This is a genomic window from Bradyrhizobium sp. USDA 4461, assembly GCF_054055655.1.
In genome coordinates this window covers 7,562,136-7,582,330 of record NZ_JBSRXM010000001.1, presented here as the reverse complement: position 1 = coordinate 7,582,330, position 20,195 = coordinate 7,562,136, and the positions used below count along the sequence as shown (strand labels likewise).

Annotated in this window: 19 protein-coding genes; 14 read left to right on the top strand and 5 right to left on the bottom strand. The window is 64.7% G+C overall.

What is annotated here, in order from left to right; all coding sequences use genetic code 11:
* Positions 1 to 172: 172 nt before the first annotated feature.
* The 3 genes from urtE (ACVINW_RS35680) to ACVINW_RS35670 all read left to right on the top strand — a co-directional run bounded on the left by urtE (ACVINW_RS35680) (position 173) and on the right by ACVINW_RS35670 (position 2,573).
* Positions 173 to 862 carry an urea ABC transporter ATP-binding subunit UrtE gene (urtE, locus tag ACVINW_RS35680; protein ID WP_212023054.1) on the top strand — a complete coding sequence of 230 codons (690 nt, stop codon included), beginning with the start codon at positions 173 to 175 and terminating at the stop codon, positions 860 to 862.
* Between the two features lie 31 nt (positions 863 to 893).
* Positions 894 to 2,123 carry a formamidase gene (gene fmdA, locus ACVINW_RS35675; RefSeq protein ID WP_456755616.1) on the top strand — a complete coding sequence of 410 codons (1,230 nt, stop codon included), beginning with the start codon at positions 894 to 896 and terminating at the stop codon, positions 2,121 to 2,123.
* Between the two features lie 99 nt (positions 2,124 to 2,222).
* Entirely contained in the window at positions 2,223 to 2,573 is a 351-nt protein-coding gene (locus ACVINW_RS35670) for an FmdB family zinc ribbon protein (RefSeq protein ID WP_456755615.1), read from the top strand.
* Positions 2,574 to 2,587: 14 nt separating this feature from the next.
* Here ACVINW_RS35670 and ACVINW_RS35665 read toward each other — a convergent pair whose 3' ends face one another.
* The 5 genes from ACVINW_RS35665 to ACVINW_RS35645 all read right to left on the bottom strand — a co-directional run bounded on the left by ACVINW_RS35665 (position 2,588) and on the right by ACVINW_RS35645 (position 7,310).
* On the bottom strand, positions 2,588 to 3,373 hold the full coding sequence (locus ACVINW_RS35665) for an ABC transporter ATP-binding protein (RefSeq protein WP_456755614.1): 786 nt from the start codon (positions 3,371 to 3,373) through the stop codon (positions 2,588 to 2,590).
* Positions 3,370 to 4,143 (bottom strand): ABC transporter permease, encoded by a 774-nt coding sequence (locus ACVINW_RS35660; RefSeq protein WP_456755613.1) that lies wholly within the window; start codon positions 4,141 to 4,143, stop codon positions 3,370 to 3,372. The genes ACVINW_RS35665 and ACVINW_RS35660 overlap by 4 nt, the downstream gene beginning before the upstream one ends.
* Positions 4,143 to 5,087: an ABC transporter substrate-binding protein gene (locus tag ACVINW_RS35655; protein WP_456755612.1), complete on the bottom strand. Its 945-nt coding sequence runs from the start codon at positions 5,085 to 5,087 to the stop codon at positions 4,143 to 4,145. Before ACVINW_RS35655 ends, ACVINW_RS35660 begins: the two co-directional genes overlap by 1 nt.
* 124 nt (positions 5,088 to 5,211) lie before the next feature.
* Positions 5,212 to 5,955, bottom strand: a complete 744-nt coding sequence (gene hutC / locus ACVINW_RS35650) for a histidine utilization repressor (RefSeq protein WP_456755611.1) — start codon at positions 5,953 to 5,955, stop codon at positions 5,212 to 5,214.
* Positions 5,952 to 7,310 carry a formimidoylglutamate deiminase gene (locus ACVINW_RS35645; protein ID WP_456755610.1) on the bottom strand — a complete coding sequence of 453 codons (1,359 nt, stop codon included), beginning with the start codon at positions 7,308 to 7,310 and terminating at the stop codon, positions 5,952 to 5,954. Before ACVINW_RS35645 ends, hutC begins: the two co-directional genes overlap by 4 nt.
* Positions 7,311 to 7,395: 85 nt before the next feature.
* On the opposite strand from ACVINW_RS35645, the gene hutI reads away from it, so the two are divergent.
* The 11 genes from hutI (at position 7,396) to ACVINW_RS35590 (ending at position 20,055) form a co-directional block, all read left to right on the top strand.
* Positions 7,396 to 8,610 carry an imidazolonepropionase gene (gene hutI, locus ACVINW_RS35640; protein WP_456755609.1) on the top strand — a complete coding sequence of 405 codons (1,215 nt, stop codon included), beginning with the start codon at positions 7,396 to 7,398 and terminating at the stop codon, positions 8,608 to 8,610.
* The gene (gene hutH / locus ACVINW_RS35635) at positions 8,607 to 10,166 is read left to right on the top strand and encodes a histidine ammonia-lyase (protein WP_456755608.1); all 1,560 of its coding nucleotides are present in this window, start codon (positions 8,607 to 8,609) and stop codon (positions 10,164 to 10,166) included. Before hutI ends, hutH begins: the two co-directional genes overlap by 4 nt.
* Before the next feature lie 32 nt (positions 10,167 to 10,198).
* Positions 10,199 to 11,866: a urocanate hydratase gene (hutU, locus tag ACVINW_RS35630; RefSeq protein WP_456755607.1), complete on the top strand. Its 1,668-nt coding sequence runs from the start codon at positions 10,199 to 10,201 to the stop codon at positions 11,864 to 11,866.
* A gap of 281 nt (positions 11,867 to 12,147) precedes the next feature.
* On the top strand, positions 12,148 to 13,368 hold the full coding sequence (locus ACVINW_RS35625; protein WP_456755606.1) for a transporter substrate-binding domain-containing protein: 1,221 nt from the start codon (positions 12,148 to 12,150) through the stop codon (positions 13,366 to 13,368).
* On the top strand, positions 13,365 to 14,006 hold the full coding sequence (locus tag ACVINW_RS35620) for an ANTAR domain-containing response regulator (RefSeq protein ID WP_244064222.1): 642 nt from the start codon (positions 13,365 to 13,367) through the stop codon (positions 14,004 to 14,006). The genes ACVINW_RS35625 and ACVINW_RS35620 overlap by 4 nt, the downstream gene beginning before the upstream one ends.
* A gap of 129 nt (positions 14,007 to 14,135) precedes the next feature.
* Complete coding sequence (locus tag ACVINW_RS35615) at positions 14,136 to 15,386, top strand: transporter substrate-binding domain-containing protein (protein WP_456755605.1); 1,251 nt, start codon at positions 14,136 to 14,138, stop codon at positions 15,384 to 15,386.
* A 124-nt stretch (positions 15,387 to 15,510) separates the two neighbouring features.
* Positions 15,511 to 16,380 carry an urea ABC transporter permease subunit UrtB gene (gene urtB / locus ACVINW_RS35610; RefSeq protein ID WP_212023066.1) on the top strand — a complete coding sequence of 290 codons (870 nt, stop codon included), beginning with the start codon at positions 15,511 to 15,513 and terminating at the stop codon, positions 16,378 to 16,380.
* Between the two features lie 18 nt (positions 16,381 to 16,398).
* On the top strand, positions 16,399 to 17,550 hold the full coding sequence (gene urtC, locus ACVINW_RS35605) for an urea ABC transporter permease subunit UrtC (protein ID WP_456755604.1): 1,152 nt from the start codon (positions 16,399 to 16,401) through the stop codon (positions 17,548 to 17,550).
* Positions 17,547 to 18,299, top strand: a complete 753-nt coding sequence (urtD, locus tag ACVINW_RS35600; RefSeq protein WP_456755603.1) for an urea ABC transporter ATP-binding protein UrtD — start codon at positions 17,547 to 17,549, stop codon at positions 18,297 to 18,299. Before urtC ends, urtD begins: the two co-directional genes overlap by 4 nt.
* Positions 18,292 to 18,984 carry an urea ABC transporter ATP-binding subunit UrtE gene (urtE, locus tag ACVINW_RS35595; protein ID WP_456755602.1) on the top strand — a complete coding sequence of 231 codons (693 nt, stop codon included), beginning with the start codon at positions 18,292 to 18,294 and terminating at the stop codon, positions 18,982 to 18,984. The genes urtD and urtE (ACVINW_RS35595) overlap by 8 nt, the downstream gene beginning before the upstream one ends.
* Positions 18,985 to 19,017: 33 nt before the next feature.
* Positions 19,018 to 20,055 carry an aliphatic amidase gene (locus tag ACVINW_RS35590; protein WP_024579758.1) on the top strand — a complete coding sequence of 346 codons (1,038 nt, stop codon included), beginning with the start codon at positions 19,018 to 19,020 and terminating at the stop codon, positions 20,053 to 20,055.
* The last annotated feature ends 140 nt before the right edge of the window (positions 20,056 to 20,195 follow it).

The window sequence follows — 20,195 nt, the reverse complement described above, 5'->3', positions numbered from 1 at the left end:
ACCCGGTTCACCTCTCCCCCTGTGGGAGAGGTCGGATCGCATCGCTGGATGCGATCCGGGTGAGGGGTCTTGCTTCCTCGTGGGAGCTGTTACCCCTCACCCGGCGCTACGCGCCGACCTCTCCCCGATGGGGAGAGGTGAAGAAGACCATCCAGTCCTAGGAGCGGCGTCGATGCTGGCAATCAATGATCTTCACGTCGCCTACGGCCAGAGCGAGGTGCTGCACGGCCTCAACGTCAAGGTCGCGTCGAACGAGATCGTCGCGATCATGGGCCGCAACGGCATGGGCAAGACCACGCTGATGAAGTCGCTGATGGGCATCCTGCCGGCCAAGAGCGGCTCGGTGTCGATGGACGGCACCGAGCTCGGCGCGATGAAGAGCTACGAGCGGGTCGCGAAGGGCCTGGCCTACGTGCCGCAAGGCCGCATGATCTTCTCCACCATGACGGTGAAGGAGAACATCGAGACCGGGCTCGTGGTGTCGGGCGGCTCCGAAGTGCCCGGCGACATCTACGAGTTGTTCCCGGTTCTGCTCGAGATGAAGGGCCGCCGCGGCGGTAATCTCTCGGGCGGACAGCAGCAGCAGCTCGCGATCGCCCGTGCGCTTGCGACCAAGCCGAAGGTGCTGTTGCTGGACGAGCCGACCGAAGGCATCCAGCCGTCGATCATCAAGGACATGGCGCGCACGTTGAAGCGGATCCGCGATGAGCGTGGGCTGTCGATCGTCGTCTCCGAGCAGGTGCTGAGCTTCGCGCTCGACATCGCCGATCGCGTGCTCGTCATCGAGAACGGCGAGATCGTCCGCGACGATCCGCGCGACAGCGTCGATGCCGCGCAGATTTCGAAATATCTGTCTGTGTAACCACCACCAGTAAGCGAAGGGGAGCAATGCGATGCCAGATACACTGATCAAGGTCGATCTCAGCAAGTCGGCCTATGAAAACGACAAGATCCACAACCGCTGGCATCCCGAGGTTCCGATCGTCGAGTGGGTCAGCCCCGGCGACGACTTCATCATCGAGACCGTCGACTGGACCGGCGGCTTCATCAAAAACAATGATTCTGCCGACGACGTGCGCGACATCGACCTGTCGATCGTGCACTTCCTGTCCGGCCCGATCGGCGTCAAGGGCGCCGAGCCCGGCGATCTCCTGGTCGTCGACCTGCTCGACGTCGGTCCGTTGAAGGAGAGCCTGTGGGGCTTCAACGGCTTCTTCTCCAAGCAGAATGGCGGCGGTTTCCTTACTGATCATTTCCCGCTGGCGCAGAAGTCGATCTGGGACATCAAGGGCCTCTACACCTCCTCGCGTCACGTCCCCGGCGTGAACTTCGCCGGCCTGATCCATCCCGGCCTGATCGGCTGTCTGCCCGATGCCAAGATGCTGGCGGCCTGGAATGCGCGCGAAGCCGAGCTGATCGCGACCAACCCGACCCGGGTGCCGGGCCTCGCCAACCCGCCGTTCGCGCCCACCGCGCATGCCGGCCAGGCCAAGGGCGACGTCAAGGCCAAGATCGGGCTCGAAGGCGCCCGCACCGTGCCGCCGCGCGAGCATGGCGGCAATTGCGACATCAAGGATCTGTCGCGCGGCTCGAAGATCTATTTCCCGGTCTATGTGCCGGGCGGCGGGCTCTCGATGGGCGATCTGCATTTCAGCCAGGGCGACGGCGAGATCACCTTCTGCGGCGCCATCGAGATGGCCGGCTGGCTGCACATCAAGGTCGACGTCATCAAGGACGGCGTGTCGAAGTACGGCATCAAGAACCCGGTGTTCAAGCCGTCGCCGATCACGCCGAACTACAAGGACTACTTGATCTTCGAGGGCATCTCGGTCGACGAGGCCGGCAAGCAGCACTATCTCGACGTCCATATCGCCTATCGCCAGGCCTGTTTGAACGCGATCGAATACCTGAAGAAGTTCGGCTACTCCGGCGCCCAGGCCTACTCGATCCTTGGTACCGCGCCGTGCCAGGGCCACATCTCCGGCGTGGTCGACGTGCCCAACGCCTGCGCCACGCTGTGGCTGCCGACCGAGATCTTCGACTTCGACGTGATGCCGTCGTCGGCGGGGCCGATCAAGCACATCACGGGCGACGTGCAGATGCCGATCTCGCCCGACAAGTGATGCTCTAGGTGATCCCTGCGCGAAGGGTGCGGGACGGCTGCGACTTGGCCGCCCCGCATCCATCGCCGGATGTCACACGACTGCGCAAGGATTAAGAAGATGCCGATCTACGAATATCTATGCAATGATTGCGGCCCGTTCACGGACATGCGGCCGATGGCGGAATGCGACCTGCCGCAGGACTGCCCAAGCTGCGAGACGACGTCGCCGCGCGTGATCCTCACCGCGCCGGCGTTCTTCTGCATGCCTTCGCACAAGCGCAAGGCCCACGCCACCAACGAGCAGAGCCGGCACGCGCCGAAGACGCTCGATCAGTACAAGGCCGCGCACGGCCCGGGCTGCGGCTGCTGCTCCTCGTCGGGAAAGAAGAAGCCGGCGCGGCTGATGACCAAGACCAAAAGCGGGGCAAAGGGTTTTCCGACTGCGCGTCCCTGGATGATCAGCCACTAAAATCTGGCTGACCGTCAGGCCTGTTCGGCGACCTTGAGGGCTTCGGTACGGATCTCCTCGACCAGCCGCTCCTTGAGGGCGACGAATTCGGGCGTGGTCTTGATCTTGTAGGAGCGGGGATGGGGGAGATCGACCGCGATCTCCGCCTTGATGCGGCCGGGGCGGGCACTCATCACGATGACGCGGCTGCCGAGGAAGATCGCCTCCTCGATATCGTGGGTGACGAACAGCACCGTCTTCTGGTCGCGCTCCCAGATCCCGAGCAGCATCTCCTGCATCAAGGCCCGGGTCTGGTTGTCGAGCGCGCCGAACGGCTCGTCGAGCAGCAGGATCTTTGGATCGTTGGCGAGCGCCCGGGCGATCGCGGTGCGCTGCTGCATGCCGCCGGACAATTGCTTTGGCCAGTGATTCTCGAAGCCCGACAGCCCGACCCGGCGAATGAACGCGTCGGCGATGTCACGGCGCTCGCCTTGCGATATGCCGCGCTCGCGCAGACCGAAGGCGATGTTTTCCCGCACCGTCAGCCAGGGAAACAGCGTATAGGACTGAAACACCATGCCGCGATCGGCGCCGGGGCCGGTGACTGCGCGGCCGTCGAGCGCGACCCGCCCGCTGGTCGGCCGGTCGAGGCCGGCGATGATCCGCAGCAGGGTGGATTTTCCGCAGCCGGAGGGGCCGAGGATGGTGACGAAGTCGTTGTCGCCGACGTCGAGCGTGGTCGGCTCGAGCGCGCGCGTCGGCGCGTTGCCGGCGCGGGCGGCAAAGGTTCGCGAGACCTGATCGATCCGAAGCAGGGTCATGCGAGCTTCCACGGGAATAGCCAGGCGTTGAACGCCTTGAACAGGAAATCGGAGATCAGGCCGATCAGCCCGATCACGATGATGCCGAAGATAATCTGCCCGGTGTTGAGCAACGCCTGGCTGTCGGTGATCATGTGGCCGATGCCGGACGACGAGCCGATCAGCTCGGCGACGATGACGTAGGTCCAGGCCCAGCCGAGCACCAGCCTGAGGATCTCGGCGATCTCCGGTGCGGCGGAGGGCAGCAGCACGCGGCGGATGATGCCGCTGTCGCGGGCGCCGAGCGTATAGGCGGCTTCGACCAGGTCGCGTCGCGTGGCGCCGACGGTGACGGCTACCATCAGGATGATCTGGAACACGGCGCCGATGAAGATCACCAGCAGCTTCTGCAACTCACCGATGCCGGCCCACAGGATCAGCAGCGGGATGAAGGCAGACGCCGGCAGATAGCGCGCAAAGGACACGAAGGGTTCGAGGAACGCCTCGACCGGCTTGTAGGCCCCCATCAGCACGCCGATCGGCACCGCGATCAAAGCGGCAAGCGCAAACCCGCCGATGACGCGCCAGATCGTCATCCCAATGTCGAACAGGAAGCCTTGTTTGGCGAGCAGCTCGTAGCCTTCCTGCACCATGGTCAGCGGGTTGGCGAGAAATGTCTTCGACACATGGCCGCCGAACGTCGCCCAGGACCAGAGAACGACGAACAGCACGAAGAATGCGAGGCCATAGGCCACGCGCTGCTTCGATGTGGTGGGCTCGAGAGGACGCATTACTTGATGAAGCTGGCGTCGTAGATGTCTTCGATCTTCGGCGCGGCCTTGATGATGCCGACCTCGAGCAAGAGTTCCGCCGCGTCCTTATTGAAGGTGAGAAAGTCGCCGGCGAAGAATTTCTGGTTGGCGGCCTTGTCCTGCCAGCGCAGGTATTTTGCCGAGTTGCCGAACTGCTCGCCGGACTGCTTCACGTCGGCGCCCATGATCTCGTAGGCCTTGGCCTGATCCTTGGCGATCATGTCGAGTGCCTCGAAATAGCTGTCGGCCAGCGCTTGGGCCGCCTTCGGATTGTCGGTGAGGAATTTCGGCGTGCAGCCGAACGTGTCCATCACGATCGGATAGTCGAGCGTGGTGGCGATGATCTTGCCCTTGTCGGGTGCGGCGCGCACCGTCGACAGATAGGGCTCGTAGGTCATCGCGGCGTCGTTCTGGCCGGAGACGAAGGCCTGCGCGGCGGCGGCGGGCTCCAGATTGACCACGGTGACGTCCTTCACCGTGAGGCCGTTCTTCTTCAGCATCCAGGCCAGCGCGAAATAGGGCGAGGTGCCCGGCGCCGATGCCGCAACCGTCTTGCCCTTCAAGTCCTTGATCGCGGCGACGTCGTTACGCACGGCCATGCCGTCGGCCCCGTAGCTCTTGTCGAGCTGGAAGATCTGCTTGGTCGCGACGCCATTGGCGTTCCAGGAGATCCAGGTCTCGACCGTCGTCGCCGCGCACTGGATGTCGCCCGAGGCGATCGCCAGATGGCGGTCCTTCTGCGGGATCTTCTTCAAGGTGACGTCGAGGCCGTTCTTCTTGAAGATGCCGGCCTCCCTGGCGAGCGTCAGCGGTGCGAAGCCGGTCCATCCGGAGATGCCGACGCCGACCTTGACGTCATCCGCGAACGCGGCGGTGGACGCGAGCAGCGCTGCGATGGCGGGCAATAGCTTGAAGGAACGCATGATAGTCGACCCCTTGAGATGGATTGAACCCGGTTGATGTCTTCACTCAGTCGCGGCGGATTGCCGCATGAGGCATGTCGGTGGCTGACGATGCATTGCATGAAATATGCCGCGCAAGACGGCCTCAGCCTCCCTTGAAGCGAGCCACCAGCCGGTGCGTCTCGCCTGGATAATGCAGCCGTACCGCGGTCACCGTGCGCGCGCTGCGCCAGGTGTAGCGGTCGATCACGAGGCAGGGCGCGCCGACCGCGATGTCGAGCGCCTTGGCCGTGTGGTCGTCGGCAACGACCGCGCTGATTGTATGCTCGGCCTCGGTCCACGGCACGTGATGCAGCAGCCACGATCCCGGCGGTTCGCGCGCGAAGTCTGCGGTTGCGGCCTCCGGAACCGTGGAGAGATCGATCAGCCTGTCCTCGACGGCGAACGGCACGTCGTCGGCACTGTGCCGGCAGGCGATCGCGATCACCTTGCCGGCCGCGCTCACGCCGAGCCGGGTGCGATCAGCTGCGGTCGCGGTGCGTCGCCGGCAATCAATCAGCTGATAGCCGTAGCTGCGGCCGAGCGCGGTGATCTCGGCCCTGATGTCGGCGATCTTGAGCACCGCCGACATGTGCTGCGGTCGGCGCACGAAGGTGCCCGCCCGCCGCCGCCGCTCGATCAGGTCGGCTTGCGCCAATTCCGACAGCGCCTTGTTCACGGTCATGCGCGAGCAGCGATAGCGCGCCATCAACTGGTGCTCGAAGGGAATGCGGTGGCCCGGCGGCCATTCGCCGGTCAGGATCCGCGTCTCGATGTCGAGCCGGATCCGCTTGTAAAGCGTCGGCTTGCCGGCCACACGGGGCTTGGCCCGATCGGAAGCGAGGCTCATGCGACGAGCCTCCGGATGCTTGCGTTGAATCGCTCGCGCGCCTTGTCCCGCAGCCGATGCCGTCCGTCCACGACCACCTTGTCGCCGCCGGCCCACACGCAATCGATCGCATCGCTCCCGGCCGCAAACAGCCAGCCGTCGAGAAACGCATCGCCCGACCGCCCCGCCAGAGACGGGTGCGTGGTGTCGAGGCTGACGATGTCGGCGCGCGCGCCGAGCGCGAGCCCGGCGTTGGTCTGCGCCAGAGCCTGCGCACCTCCTCCGAGCGCGTGATCGAACAACGCGCGGCCGGTGGATGCGCCGGGGCGCCCCGACAGCACGTTGCGCTCGCGGTGCTTCAGCCGCTGGCCGTATTCGAGCTGGCGCAGTTCGTCGGCGACGCCGACCAGGATGTTGGAATCGGTCCCGACGCCGAACCGGCCGCCCGCGGCAAGGAATTCGCGGGCGGAAAAGATGCCGTCGCCGAGGCTTGCTTCAGTGGTCGGGCAAAGGCCGGCGACCGCCCCGCTGCGGGCGAGCGCGGCGACTTCACTTTCCGTCATGTGGGTGGCGTGGATCAGGCACCAGCGCTGATCGAGGGGCGCATGGTCGAGCAGCCATTCGACCGGCCGCTGCCCGGACCAGGCAAGGCAATCTTCGACCTCGCGCAGCTGTTCGGCAGCGTGGATGTGGATTGGCGTTCCCTCGGCAAGCGGAATGATCGCTGCGAGCTCATCCGGCGCCACGGCGCGCAGGCTGTGCGGGGCGATGCCGATAGTGGCGCCCGGCAGTTTCCGGATCGCCTCGCGCGAGGCTGCCATCAGCGCCGCGAACTGATCGACCGAGCAGATGAAGCGGCGCTGCCCGGCATGCGGCGCGGCGCCGCCGAACGTGCTGTGCGCATAGAAGCTCGGCAGCAGCGTGAGCCCGATGCCGGAGGCCGCAGTCGCCTCCGCGATGCGCACGGCCATCTCGGCCGGATTGGCGTAAGGCGAGCCGTCGCGATCATGGTGCAGATAGTGGAACTCGCCGACGCGGGTAAAGCCCCGTTCGAGCATCTCGACATAGAGCAGGGTGGCAACGGCGGCGACGTCGTCCGGCGTCATCGTCAGCGCAAAGCGATACATCGTCTCGCGCCAGGTCCAGAACGTGTCGGTGGTGTCGCCGTGCAGTTCGGCCAGGCCGGCCATGCCGCGCTGAAAGGCGTGGCTGTGCAGGCTCACCAACCCCGGAATGGCCAATTGGTGGCGTTCGTCGCCGGCAGTGGGCGCAACGCCTGCCGTCAATGAGGCGATCGTGCCGTCGGCGACGACAAGCTGCACATCATTGGCCCAGCCCGAAGGCAGCAGCGCACATGCGAAATGCAGTCGTGTCATTTTTCCACGCCGGCTGGACAGAACGTCGACACGATTATATGTCTAGACATATAAGTCAAGCATCCCAGCCCGAGGGGACGATCGCATGGCAGAGCGCTTCGACCGCATCTGGCACAATGCCCGGCTCGCCACGATGCGCAGCGACCGCGTCGATCTCGGCGAGATCGAGCAGGGCCTGATCGCGACGCGCGACGGCCGCATTGTCTATGCCGGCGCGCAGTCCGACTTTCCTGTGGATGGCGATGCCATAGAACGGATCGATTGCGGCGGCCGCTGGATCACGCCCGGGCTCGTTGATTGTCACACCCATCTGGTCTATGGCGGCAACCGCGCGCATGAGTTCGAGCTTCGCCTGAAGGGCGCAAGCTATGAGGAGATCGCGCGCGCGGGCGGCGGCATCGTCTCGACCGTGGCCGCAACGCGCAGCGCGACCGAGGCCGAGCTTGTCGCCGGCGCGCTGCCGCGGCTCGACGCGCTGATCGGCGAGGGGGCAACCACGGTCGAGATCAAGTCCGGCTATGGCCTCAACGCCGAGACCGAGATGCGGCAGCTTGCGGCGGCGCGCAGCCTCGGCCGCGTACGGCCGGTTGCGATCCGCACGTCGTTTCTCGGCGCACATGCGCTGCCGCCAGAAGCCGATGGCGACAAGGACCGCTATATCGATCTGGTTTGCAACGAGATGCTGCCGCCCGTGGCCAAGGCGGGCCTTGCCGATGCCGTCGATGGTTTCATGGAGGGCATCGCATTTTCCGGAGAGCAGACGGCGCGGGTGTTCGAGGCGGCGCGTGCGCTCGGATTGCCCTTGAAGCTGCATGCGGATCAACTGTCGAATCTCGGCGGCGCGGCGCTCGCCGCAAAATTCTCCGCGCTGTCGGCCGATCATCTGGAGCACACCGATGAGGCCGGTGCCGTTGCGATGGCAAAGTCGGGAACATCAGCGGTGCTGCTGCCCGGTGCATTCTATTTCATTCGCGAGACGCAGAAGCCGCCGGTCGAGCTGTTCCGGAGGCACGGTGTGCACATGGCGCTGGCGACCGATTGCAATCCCGGCAGCTCGCCGCTGACCTCGCTACTGCTTGCAATGAACATGGGCGCGACGCTGTTCCGGATGACGGTCGCTGAATGTCTGACAGGCGTGACGCGGGAAGGGGCACGGGCACTCGGCATGCTCGCCGAGATCGGTACGTTAGATGCCGGAAAATGGTGCGATCTGGCGATCTGGGACATCGAGCGGCCCGCTGAGCTGGTCTATCGCATTGGCTTCAACCCGCTGCACGGCCGGGTGTGGAGGGGACAATGAGCGCTGCTGCCGCACCGATCGTCGTAACACCCGGTACGGTTGGCCTCGACGTGCTCGCGCGTGTGCTCGCCGGCGCGTCGATCGCGCTCGATCCCTCGTTTTGGCCGCGCGTCGAGGCGGCCGCGGCGATCGTGGCGAAGGCCGCGCAGATCGACATTCCCGTCTACGGCATCAATACCGGCTTCGGGAAGCTGGCGTCGACGCGCATCGCGCCCGACCAGACTGCGCTGCTGCAGCGCAATCTGATCCTGTCGCATTGCTGCGGCGTAGGTCCGGCCACGCCCGGACCGATCGTACGCCTGATGATGGCGTTGAAACTGATCTCGCTCGGCCGCGGCGCATCCGGCGTGCGGCGCGAGGTCATCGAGCAGTTGCAGGGCATGCTGGCACGCGGTGTCTATCCGCTGGTGCCGCAGCAGGGCTCGGTCGGTGCCTCCGGCGATCTGGCGCCGCTCGCCCATATGACCGCGGTCATGATCGGGGAGGGGCAGGCATTCCTCGATGACAAGGTCGTGCCGGGCGGCGAGGCGCTGGCCGCTGCCGGCCTTGCGCCGCTGACGCTCGGTCCCAAAGAGGGGCTCGCACTGATCAACGGCACGCAATTTTCGACCGCCTACGCGATCGCCGGCCTGTTGCGTGCACATCGTCTTGTGTGCGTCGCGCTGGTGACGGGTGCGCTGTCGGTCGATGCGGCAATGGCGTCCACGGTGCCGTTTCGCCCCGAAATTCAATCCTTGCGCGGTCATGACGGGCAGATCGCCGCGGCGGCGACCCTGACCGCGCTGCTCGACGGCAGCGACATCAGGCAGTCGCACCTCGAAGGCGACGAGCGCGTGCAGGATCCGTATTGCCTGCGCTGCCAGCCGCAGGTCGCGGGCGCCGTGCTCGATTTGCTCGCGCAAGCCGCGCGCGGGCTGATCGTTGAAGCCAATGCCGTCACCGACAATCCGCTGGTCCTGGTCGAGACCAGCGAGATCGTCTCGGGCGGCAATTTCCACGCCGAGCCGGTGGCGTTCGCGGCCGACCAGATCGCGCTGGCGCTCTCGGAGATCGGCGCGACCAGCGAGCGCCGGATCGCAACCCTCGTCGATCCCGCCTTGAATTTCGGCCTGCCGCCGTTCCTGACGCCGCAGCCCGGCATCAATTCCGGCTTCATGATCGCCGAGGTGACGGCAGCCGCGCTCTATGCCGAGAACAAGCAGCGCGCGATGCCGTGCTCGATCGATTCCACGCCGACCAGCGCCAATCAGGAGGATCACGTCTCGATGGCCGCGCATGCCGCGCGCCGGTTGTCCGACATGGCCGACAATCTCGCGGCGATCCTCGGGATCGAGCTGCTGGTCGCGGCGCAGGGCATCACGCTGCGCGCGCCGCACGCGACCAGCGCGCCGCTCGCTGCCGTCATTGCCGCGTTGCGTGCGCAGGTGCCGGCGCTCGCCGCCGACCGCTACATGGCCGACGATCTCGCGCGGGCCGCATCGCTGATCGAATCCGGTGCGTTGCCTGCCGCTGCGACCGCGGTCCTCGCATCCGATCCATTTCCAAGACTCACTTAGAAAGACTTGCTTATCCGACAGGGACATCCGTCATGAACCGCCGACTGGATAATGAACGCATCATCCGTGCTCCCCGCGGCACCGACATCAGCGCCAAGAGCTGGCTGACCGAAGCGCCGTTGCGCATGCTGATGAACAATCTGGATCCCGACGTCGCCGAGCGCCCGAGCGAGCTCGTGGTCTATGGCGGCATCGGCCGTGCGGCGCGCGACTGGGAGAGTTTTGACCGGATCGTCGCGTCCTTGCGCAAGCTCGAAGGTGACCAGACGCTGCTGGTGCAGTCCGGCAAGCCGGTTGGCATTTTCCGCACCCATGCCGATGCGCCGCGCGTGCTGATCGCGAATTCGAACCTGGTGCCGCATTGGGCAACGCTCGATCATTTCAATGAGCTCGACCGCCAGGGCCTGATGATGTTCGGCCAGATGACGGCAGGGTCGTGGATCTATATCGGCAGCCAGGGGATAGTGCAGGGGACCTACGAGACGTTCGTCGAGGTCGGTCGCCGGCATTACGGCGGCAGCCTCGCCGGCAAGTGGATTTTGACTGCGGGACTCGGCGGAATGGGCGGCGCGCAGCCGCTGGCCGCGACCATGGCCGGCGCCTCGATGCTCGCCGTCGAATGCCAGCCGAGCCGCATCGAGATGCGGCTGCGCACGGGATACCTCGATCGCCAGGCGGCGACCCTCGATGAAGCGCTGGCGATCATTGCCGACGCGGCCAAGAGCCACAAGCCGGTGTCGGTCGGCCTGCTCGGCAATGCGGCCGAGATCTTTCCCGAGCTGGTACGCCGCGGCGTGCGGCCTGACATCGTCACCGACCAGACCAGCGCGCATGATCCGATCAACGGCTATCTGCCGAAGGGATGGACGCTCGGCGAGTGGGAGGCGCGGCGCGTCGCCGATCCGAAGGCGGTCGAGACAGCGGCCAAGACCTCGATGGTCGATCACGTCCAGGCGATGCTGGATTTCCACGCCCAGGGAATCCCGACGCTCGACTACGGCAACAACATCCGCCAGATGGCCAAGGACATGGGCCTGAAGCAGGCGTTCGATTTTCCGGGTTTCGTGCCGGCCTATATCCGTCCGCTGTTCTGCCGCGGCATCGGTCCGTTCCGCTGGGCGGCGCTGTCGGGCGATCCCGAGGACATCTTCAAGACCGATGCCAAGGTCAAGGAGCTGATGCCGAACGATAGCCATCTGCACAATTGGCTCGACATGGCAAAGGCGCGCATCAAGTTTCAGGGCCTGCCGGCGCGGATCTGCTGGGTCGGGCTCGGCGACCGTCATCGCCTCGGTCTTGCCTTCAACGAGATGGTGGCGCGGGGTGAACTCAAGGCGCCGATCGTGATCGGCCGCGATCATCTCGATAGCGGCTCGGTGGCGAGCCCGAACCGCGAGACCGAAGCAATGCGCGACGGCTCGGATGCGGTGTCCGATTGGCCGCTGCTCAATGCACTGTTGAATTGTGCGAGCGGCGCCACCTGGGTGTCGCTGCACCATGGCGGCGGCGTCGGCATCGGCTATTCGCAGCATGCCGGCATGGTGATCGTCGCGGACGGCACTCCGGACGCGGCGCGCCGGCTCGAGCGCGTGCTGTGGAACGATCCCGCGACAGGGGTCATGCGGCATGCCGACGCCGGTTATGAGACGGCGATCGGCTGCGCCCGTGCCAACGGGCTCGATCTGCCGAGCCTGCGCTGATGCGAGCCCGTACGAATGAGGCATCGCAAATTAGCGATCAATATGTTTGCGGCTCTCAACCTTCCGGTTGATGTACGTGAGGCGATCGGCCGGACATGTCTTGCGACGGGAAACCGCCGGTGCAGCTACCGGAGATAGGCAGTCCGCAGGGCGCCGCACCGGTGCTCCGCCGGCGACGACACATTTATCGTCTGCCTGCTTTCGCGTCAGCGGCGCTGACAGGATGAGCGGCGAGGGTCCTTGTCTCGCGGCAGACGACATGCAATCTTTCGCTCCCGGCAATGCTGTTCGAGAGCAACAAGAATAATAATCCCTCTCGTCCCTCCAATTCTGTCGAGGGCCTGATCATGTCGAACCTTACCCAAACGACCTCCGCTCCGTGGCGGATAGGAGTGCTGTTCTCGCGAACCGGCTTCATGTCGGTGATCGAGGAGACCCAGTATCAGGGCACACAACTCGCAATCGAGGAAGTGAACGAAGCGGGCGGAATCTGCGGCCGCGAGCTGGTTCCCGTCGCCTACGATCCCGGTTCGGATTCGGCGGCCTATGGCCACTACGCCAAGCGGCTGATGGTCGAGGACCAGGTCAGTACCATCTTCGGCTGCTACACCTCGTCGAGCCGCAAGGCGGTGCTGCCGGTGGTCGAGCGGCTGAACGGCCTGCTTTGGTACCCGACTCTCTATGAAGGGTTCGAGGCGTCGCCCAACGTCATCTACACCGGCTCCTCACCGAACCAGAACAGCCTCGCACTATGCCGCTATCTGATGGATACGTTCGGGACGCGATTCTATTTCGTGGGGTCGGACTACATCTTTCCGCGCGAATCCAACCGGGTGATGCGGGAGCTGCTGAAGTCCAACGGCGGCTCGGTCGTTGGCGAGCGCTATGTCAATGTCTTTGCGCGCTGGCAGGACTTTGTGCCGATCATCCAGGACATCAAGCGCGTCAGGCCGGATGTGATCTTCTCGACCGTTGTCGGCGAAGGCACGGTGTTTCTCTATCAGGCCTATGCGAATGTCGGGCTGGATCCGAAGCAGACCCCGATCGCGAGCCTGACGACGACGGAAGCCGAAATCGCCGCCATGGGTTTCGATGTCGGCGAGGGACACGTCACGGCGGCATCATATTTCCAGGGCGTCGAGGGCAGCGCCAACAACGCGTTCGTGCAGCGCTTCAAGAAGCGGTTCGGTTCCGATATCTCGACCAACATGTGCGCCGAGGCCTCCTATTTCCAGCTGCATCTGTTCGCCAAGGCGCTCGAGCAGGTCAACTCGCTCGACACCGAAGTGCTGCGATCGATGGTGTTCGGCACCAGCTTTGATGCGCCGCAAGGTGCAGTGACAGTCAACCCGATGTCGGGGCATACTGATCTGTGGACCCGGATCGGGCGCGCCAATCGCCAGGGGCAGTTCGATGTCGTCAGCCAGTCGAAGGAGCCGGTGCACGCCGATCCGTTCCTGATCGGATATGGTCGTGCAACGCAAACAGGAAGCGTCCAATGAACGAAATGTCGCGTAAGCCGCAGCTGAGCCGAGACGTCGGCGGACGCAAGACCATGGTTCAGGAGCTCGCCGATCTGTCGGCCGTGGTGGTGGCGCCGGTCGACGACCAGGTCGGCATGTTGCTGCGCGAATTGCAGCGCTTCCGGATGCGGGTGCGTCAGGTCTGGCCGATGCCGGAGAGCGTGCCGGCCGATGCCGACGTGGTGTATTGCGAATATTCGCCGGATCTGGCGCGGCGTCTGCCGTGGATCCCCGGCGATGCGCGCTCCGCACTGGTCGTGATCCTGCCGGCGACGGAGACCGTGCATGCCGACGCGCTGTGCCATGCGACGCCCAACGCCGTGCTGCCGCGGCCGTTCACGCAGAATGCGGTATTGTCCAGCCTCGTGCTGGCGCGCAGCCAATTCAGTTACGAGCGGCGGTTGCGCAGCAAGATCGAGAAGCTCGACGACAATCTGCGCTCGATGCGCACCGTGGAGCGCGCCAAGGCGATTTTGATGGCGACGCGGCAGATGCCGGAAACCGAAGCTTACGGCTTCATCAGGCGGCAGGCGATGGATCGTCGCGTGTCGGCAAGTGCAGTCGCCGCGGCGATTGTTGACTCGTTCGAACTGCTTGGCTACGATCATCAACAGTAAGCCCCAATAGCGGGGCCGGCGGCGACAGCGCCGCCTTCGACACAACCGGCAACAAAGCCCTCCCAATGCTCGCGTCAGCGCGCATCGGGAGGGCTTTTTGTTTTTTCAGTCCTGAAAAGGGAGCTAAGGATGAGCATTTCACGGCGGACTTTGCTGAGGAATACCGCAGCGCTTGGCGCGTTTGCCGGCGCCGGACTGCCGCATCTCTGGATCAAGAACGCCGACCTTGCTTACGCCGCGGGCGGCGAGATCAAGGTCGGCGTGCTGTTCTCGTTGACCGGGACGACCGCGATCATCGAGGAATCGCTCAACAAGGCGACGCTGCTCGCGATCGAGGAGATCAATGCCGCCGGCGGCATCAAGGGCAGCAAGATCGTGCCGATCGTCGAGGACCCCGCGTCCGACCCGGCGACGTTCTCGGAGAAGGCGCGCAAGCTCGTCGTCGGCGACAAATGCGTCAGCGTGTTCGGCTCCTATACCTCGGCGAGCCGCAAGGCGGTGCTGCCGGTGTTCGAGCGGCAGAACAATCTCTATTGGTATCCGACGCTCTATGAGGGCCGCGAGTGCTCCAAGAACGTGATCTACACCGGCGCGGTGCCGAACCAGCAGCAGGACGAATTCGTGCCCTGGCTGGTCAAGAAATTCGGCAAGAAGTTCTATCTGATCGGCTCCAACTACATCTATCCGAAGGAGGAGAACAACTACTGCAAGAAGCTGCTCGAGAAACTCGGCGGCGAGGTCGTGGCAGAGGAATATGTGCCGCTCGGCCATTCCGAATTCTCGTCCGTCATCAACAAGATCCGCTCGACGCAGCCGAACGTGATCTTCTCCACCGTGGTCGGCGATTCCGTGGTCGCGCTGCATCGTCAGTACAAGGCGGCCGGGCTCGATCCCGAGAAGATGCCGATGGCGAGCCTGACGACGTCGGAGAACGAAGTCGCGGCGATGGGCGGCGAGGCGGCCGCCGGTCACTTCACCTCGGCGCCGTACTTCATGGTGCACAAGTCCCCTGAGAACGAGAAGTTCGTCGAGGCCTACAAGAAGCGTTGGGGCGCCGACAAGGTGACGCATTTCGTCTCGGAGGCCTGCTACTTCCAGACCTATCTGTTCAAGCAGGCGGTCGAGAAGCTCGCCACCAGCGACCTCACGCCGCCGAACATCCGCGATGCGGTCAAGGGCGAGGCGATGATCGCGCCGCAGGGCAAGGTCCAGATCGAGCCGGAGAACCTGCACACCTGGCTGTGGCCGAAGATCGCCCAGGCGAAGTCGAACGGCCAGTTCGAGATTCTCGTCGAGGCCAAGGAGTGGCTGAAGCCGGTGCCGTATGCGGCCTATCCCGGGCAGTCCTGCACCGAGAAGGGCCTGGTCGAGAAGAGCTGACGACGGGGGCGACAATGGCCGTCGGCGTGCGGCGCCGGCGGCCGGCGTCCCGCAACGCATGCCCCTCGCACGCATCGTGCGAGGGCAGGGCGCACAACACGAACATCGAAAAGCGGATCCCGACGTGGACCAATTCATCGAACAAATCGTCACCGGCCTCAGCATCGGATCGATCCTGCTGCTGGTCGCGCTGGGCCTGTCGATCATCTACGGCTCGATGGGCATCATCAATCTCGCCCATGGCGAGTTCGTGATGCTCGGCGCTTACGCCGCCTGGGTGTTCCACACCTATCTCGGGCTCGGCCTGCTGGCGAGCCTGGTGCCGATCTTCCTTGTGGTGGCCGCGTTCGGCTGGGTCATCGAACGCTTCGTCCTGAGCCTGCTCAATAACCGGCCGCTGGATACGATCCTCGCGACCTGGGGCGTCGGCATCATGCTGCAGCAGGCGGTGCGGCTGATGGTCGGCAGCGAGTTGCGCTATGTGCAGCTGCCGCCGGCGCTGTCCGACAGCATGGATGTGTTCGGCATCCCGGTGTCGTCGTATCGCGTGTTCCTGTTCGTGGTGTCGATCGCGCTGTTCGGGGCGACCTGGTTGCTGATGAACCGCACCACGGTCGGGATGAAGCTGCGCGCCATCATCCAGGACCGTTCGGTCGCAGCGTCCTTCGGCATCAACGCCAAGCGGGTCTATGCACTGACCTTCGCCTATGGCGCGGGCCTTGCGGGACTCGCTGGCGCGCTGGTGTCGCCGCTCAAGAGCGTGTCTCCCGACATGGGCACCGGTTACGTGGTCGATGCCTTCATGGTGGTGGTGCTCGGCGGCGTGCAGAGCCTTGCCGGGACGGTGGCGAGCGCCTTCATCCTCGGCGAACTCTCCGGCGGCATCGCCTTCCTGCAGAACGACACGGTGGCCAAGGCGATCGTACTGCTCGCCATCGTCGTCCTCATCCGTTTTCGCCCCGAAGGGCTTTTCACCGCACGCGTGCGGGCCTGAAAGACAGATCGCTGATCGATGCCGTCGCATGTTCCTCACTCCAGCGGATTGCAGCGCCTGATCGCGCAGCTTGCACCTCTGCTGATCGTCTGCGCCGTGGTGTTCGCGCTGCCGGTGCTGCTCAACAACGACTTCCTACTCAACAAGGTCGCGCGCTATCTGGTGCTTGGCATCCTCACGGTGTCGCTCGGGCTCTCCTGGGGCTTCGGCGGCATCCTCAATCTCGGCCAGGCGATGAGCTTCGGGCTCGGCTCCTACGCCATGGCGATGACGCTGAAGCTCAAGACCGTGCCGGTGCATACCGGCGCCAGCGGGCTGCCGGACTTCATGGTCTGGAACAATGTCGCGCATCTGCCGTGGTTCTGGGAGCCGTTCCGCTCGCTGTCCTTTGCGATCGCGGCCGGCCTGATCGTGCCGGCACTGGTTGCGGCGGCGCTCGGCTGGTTCATGTTCCGCGGACGCGTCACCGGCGTCTATGTCTCGATCATCACGCTCGCCACCATGGTGGTGATCAATCTCGTGATCATCGACCAACAGAGCTACACCGGCGGCTTCAACGGCATCACCGATCTCGCCCAGCTCGAGCTGTTCGGCGTCGCGTTCGATGCCTATGGCCGCGCCACCTATTATCTCGTCGCCGGCTGCGTCCTGCTCAGCCTGCTGGTGGCGTTCGCCTTCACCAAGTCCAAGGCCGGCCTGATCGTGCAGGCGATCCGCGACCATGAGAGCCGGGTGCGCTACTTCGGCTACGACGTCGCGCTCTACCAGATCTTCGTGTTCGCGTTGTCGGCGGCGATCGCGGGGCTCGCCGGCATGCTCTACACGGTGGTGATGGAGTTTGCCTCGCCGACCTTCCTCGGTGTGCAACTTTCGCTTTCGGTCGTGGTGTGGTGCGCGGTCGGCGGCCGGCAGAGCCTGGTTGGCGCGTTCCTCGGTGCGGTGCTGGTGGCGGGCATGCAGGGCGCGCTGTCGGAATCCGCGGCGTTCCTGGAAACCTGGACGCTGGTGATGGGCGCGCTGTTCGTGCTCGTGGTGCTGTTCCTGCCGAAAGGGCTCGCCGGCCTTGCGCAAGCTGCCTTGCGCTGGATCGTGCGGCGGCGTCAGGCCGCCGGCCGCGGCGTCGCGCAAGGTGCCGGACAAGGCGTCGGCCAGACGGAGGGCAGCACATGAGCTCGCATCTCGATCTCCGCGACGTCTCGGTCAGCTTCAACGGCTTCAAGGCGCTCAATTCGCTCAACATGAGTGTGCGCAAAGGCGAGCTGCGCTGCCTGATCGGGCCGAATGGCGCCGGCAAGACCACCGCGCTCGACATTATCTGCGGCAAGGTCAAGCCGAGCGCCGGCACCGTCAACTTCGACGGCACGGCGCTGCAGGACCTCGAAGAATACGAGATCGCCCGCGCCGGCGTTGGCCGCAAGTTCCAGGTGCCGAGCGTGTTCCGCGAGCTGTCGGTCTCAGAGAATCTCGAGGTGGCGCGGGCCCGTCGCACCTCGGTGCTCGGCAATCTGCGCTGGAACATCGGCAACTCAGCTCGCGAGGATGTCGAACGCCTTGCCGAACTGGTCGGGCTCACCGAGCAGCTCGACCGGCCGGCCGCCTACCTGTCGCACGGCCAGACCCAGTGGCTGGAGATCGGCATGCTGGTCGCCCAGGACGCCGAGCTGATCCTGATGGACGAGCCGACCGCGGGCATGACGGCGCAGGAAACCCGTAAGACCGCCGAACTGTTCGCCCGGCTGAAGGGCAGGCACACGCTGATCGTGGTCGAGCACGACATGGGCTTCGTCAAGGCGATCGGCGACATCATCTCGGTGATGCATATGGGCCAGATGCTGGCCGAAGGCACCGCGGCGGAAGTCGAGACGCATCCCGAAGTCCGCCGCGCCTATTTGGGATCGGGAGGCATCAGCCATGCTTGAGCTGACCGACGTCGACGCGTTCTACGGCAACAGCCGTGCTTTGCAGGGCATCAACCTGACGGTCGGCAGCGGCGAATTCCTCTCGGTGCTCGGCCGCAACGGGGTCGGCAAGACCACCTTGATGCGCAGCATCCTCGGCCTGATGGACCGTTGCACCGGACGGCTGGCGCTCGACGGTGCCGACATCTCGCCGCTGCGGACCTATCAGCGCGCCAAGGCCGGCATCGCCTATGTGCCGCAAGGCCGCGGCATCCTGCCGAAATTCACCGTGCGGGAGAATTTGACGCTCGGGACCTTCGCCGCGAAATCGGCCAACGGCATCGACGAGTGGGTGCTCGAGCTGTTTCCGGTGCTCAAAGACTTCCTCAACCGCTACGGCGGCAATCTCTCCGGCGGCCAGCAGCAGCAGCTCGCGATCGCGCGCGCGCTTTTGGCCCAGCCCAAGGTCATCCTGCTGGACGAGCCGACCGAGGGCATCCAGCCGAACATCGTCGAGCAGATCGAGGACGTGGTCATGCGCCTCAACCGCGAGCGCGGGATCACGGTCGTGCTGGTCGAACAGAATGTCGCGTTCGCGCGGCGCGCGTCTCACCGCTTCGCGCTGCTCGAAAAGGGGCGCGTCGTCGCCAAGGGCGCGATCGGTGAGCTCACCGATGATCTGATCCAGCTGCACATGGCCGTGTAGCGGGAATTATCGTTCACGAAAGGGAGTCGAGACATGTTGCATGGAGACATATCGAGCAGCAAGGACACGGTCGGCGTCGCCGTGGTCAATTACAAGATGCCGCGCCTGCACACCAAGGCCGAGGTCCTGGAAAACGCGCGCAACATCGCCAAGATGGTCGAGGGCATGAAGCTCGGCCTGCCGGGCATGGATCTCGTGATCTTCCCGGAATACTCGACCCACGGCATCATGTACGACTCCAAGGAGATGTACGAGACCGCGTCGTCAGTGCCGGGCGAGGAAACCCGCATCTTCGCCGACGCCTGCCGCAAGGCCAAGGTCTGGGGCGTGTTCTCGCTGACCGGCGAGCGCCATGAGGAGCATCCCAACAAGGCGCCGTACAACACCCTGATTCTGATGAACGACAAGGGCGAGATCGTGCAGAAGTATCGCAAGATCATGCCCTGGGTGCCGATCGAGGGCTGGTATCCCGGCGATTGTACTTACGTCTCGGAAGGTCCGAAAGGGCTGAAGATCAGCCTGATCATCTGCGATGACGGCAATTATCCGGAGATCTGGCGCGACTGCGCGATGCGCGGCGCCGAGCTGATCGTGCGCTGCCAGGGCTACATGTATCCGGCCAAGGAACAGCAGATCCAGATCTCGAAGTCGATGGCCTGGGCCAACAACTGCTACGTCGCGGTCGCCAACGCTTCCGGCTTCGACGGCGTCTATTCCTACTTCGGCCATTCCGCACTGATCGGCTTCGACGGAAGGACGCTCGGCGAGTGCGGCACCGAGGAGAACGGGATCCAGTACGCCCAGCTGTCGGTGTCGCTGATCCGCGATGCCCGCCGCAACATGCAGTCGCAGAACCATCTCTTCAAGCTGATGCACCGCGGCTACACCGGCCTGATCAACTCGGGCGAGGGCGACCGTGGCCACGCGGTGTGCCCGTACACCTTCTACAAGAACTGGATCACGGACCCCGAGGGGACGCGGGAGATGGTCGAGGCCATGACGCGCCCGAGCGTCGGAACCGACGAATGTCCGATCGAGGGCATTCCGAACCAGAAGGTCGCGCATCGCTAAAGCATGATCCGGAAAAATGCGAAGCGGTTTTCCGAAAGATCATGCTCAAACAAGGAGCCAAAGCGCGATGACAATTCAACCAAATCTCATCGCGCTTTAGGCGACATCGACGATCGGCGGCGGCGCGAGCAATCGCGCCG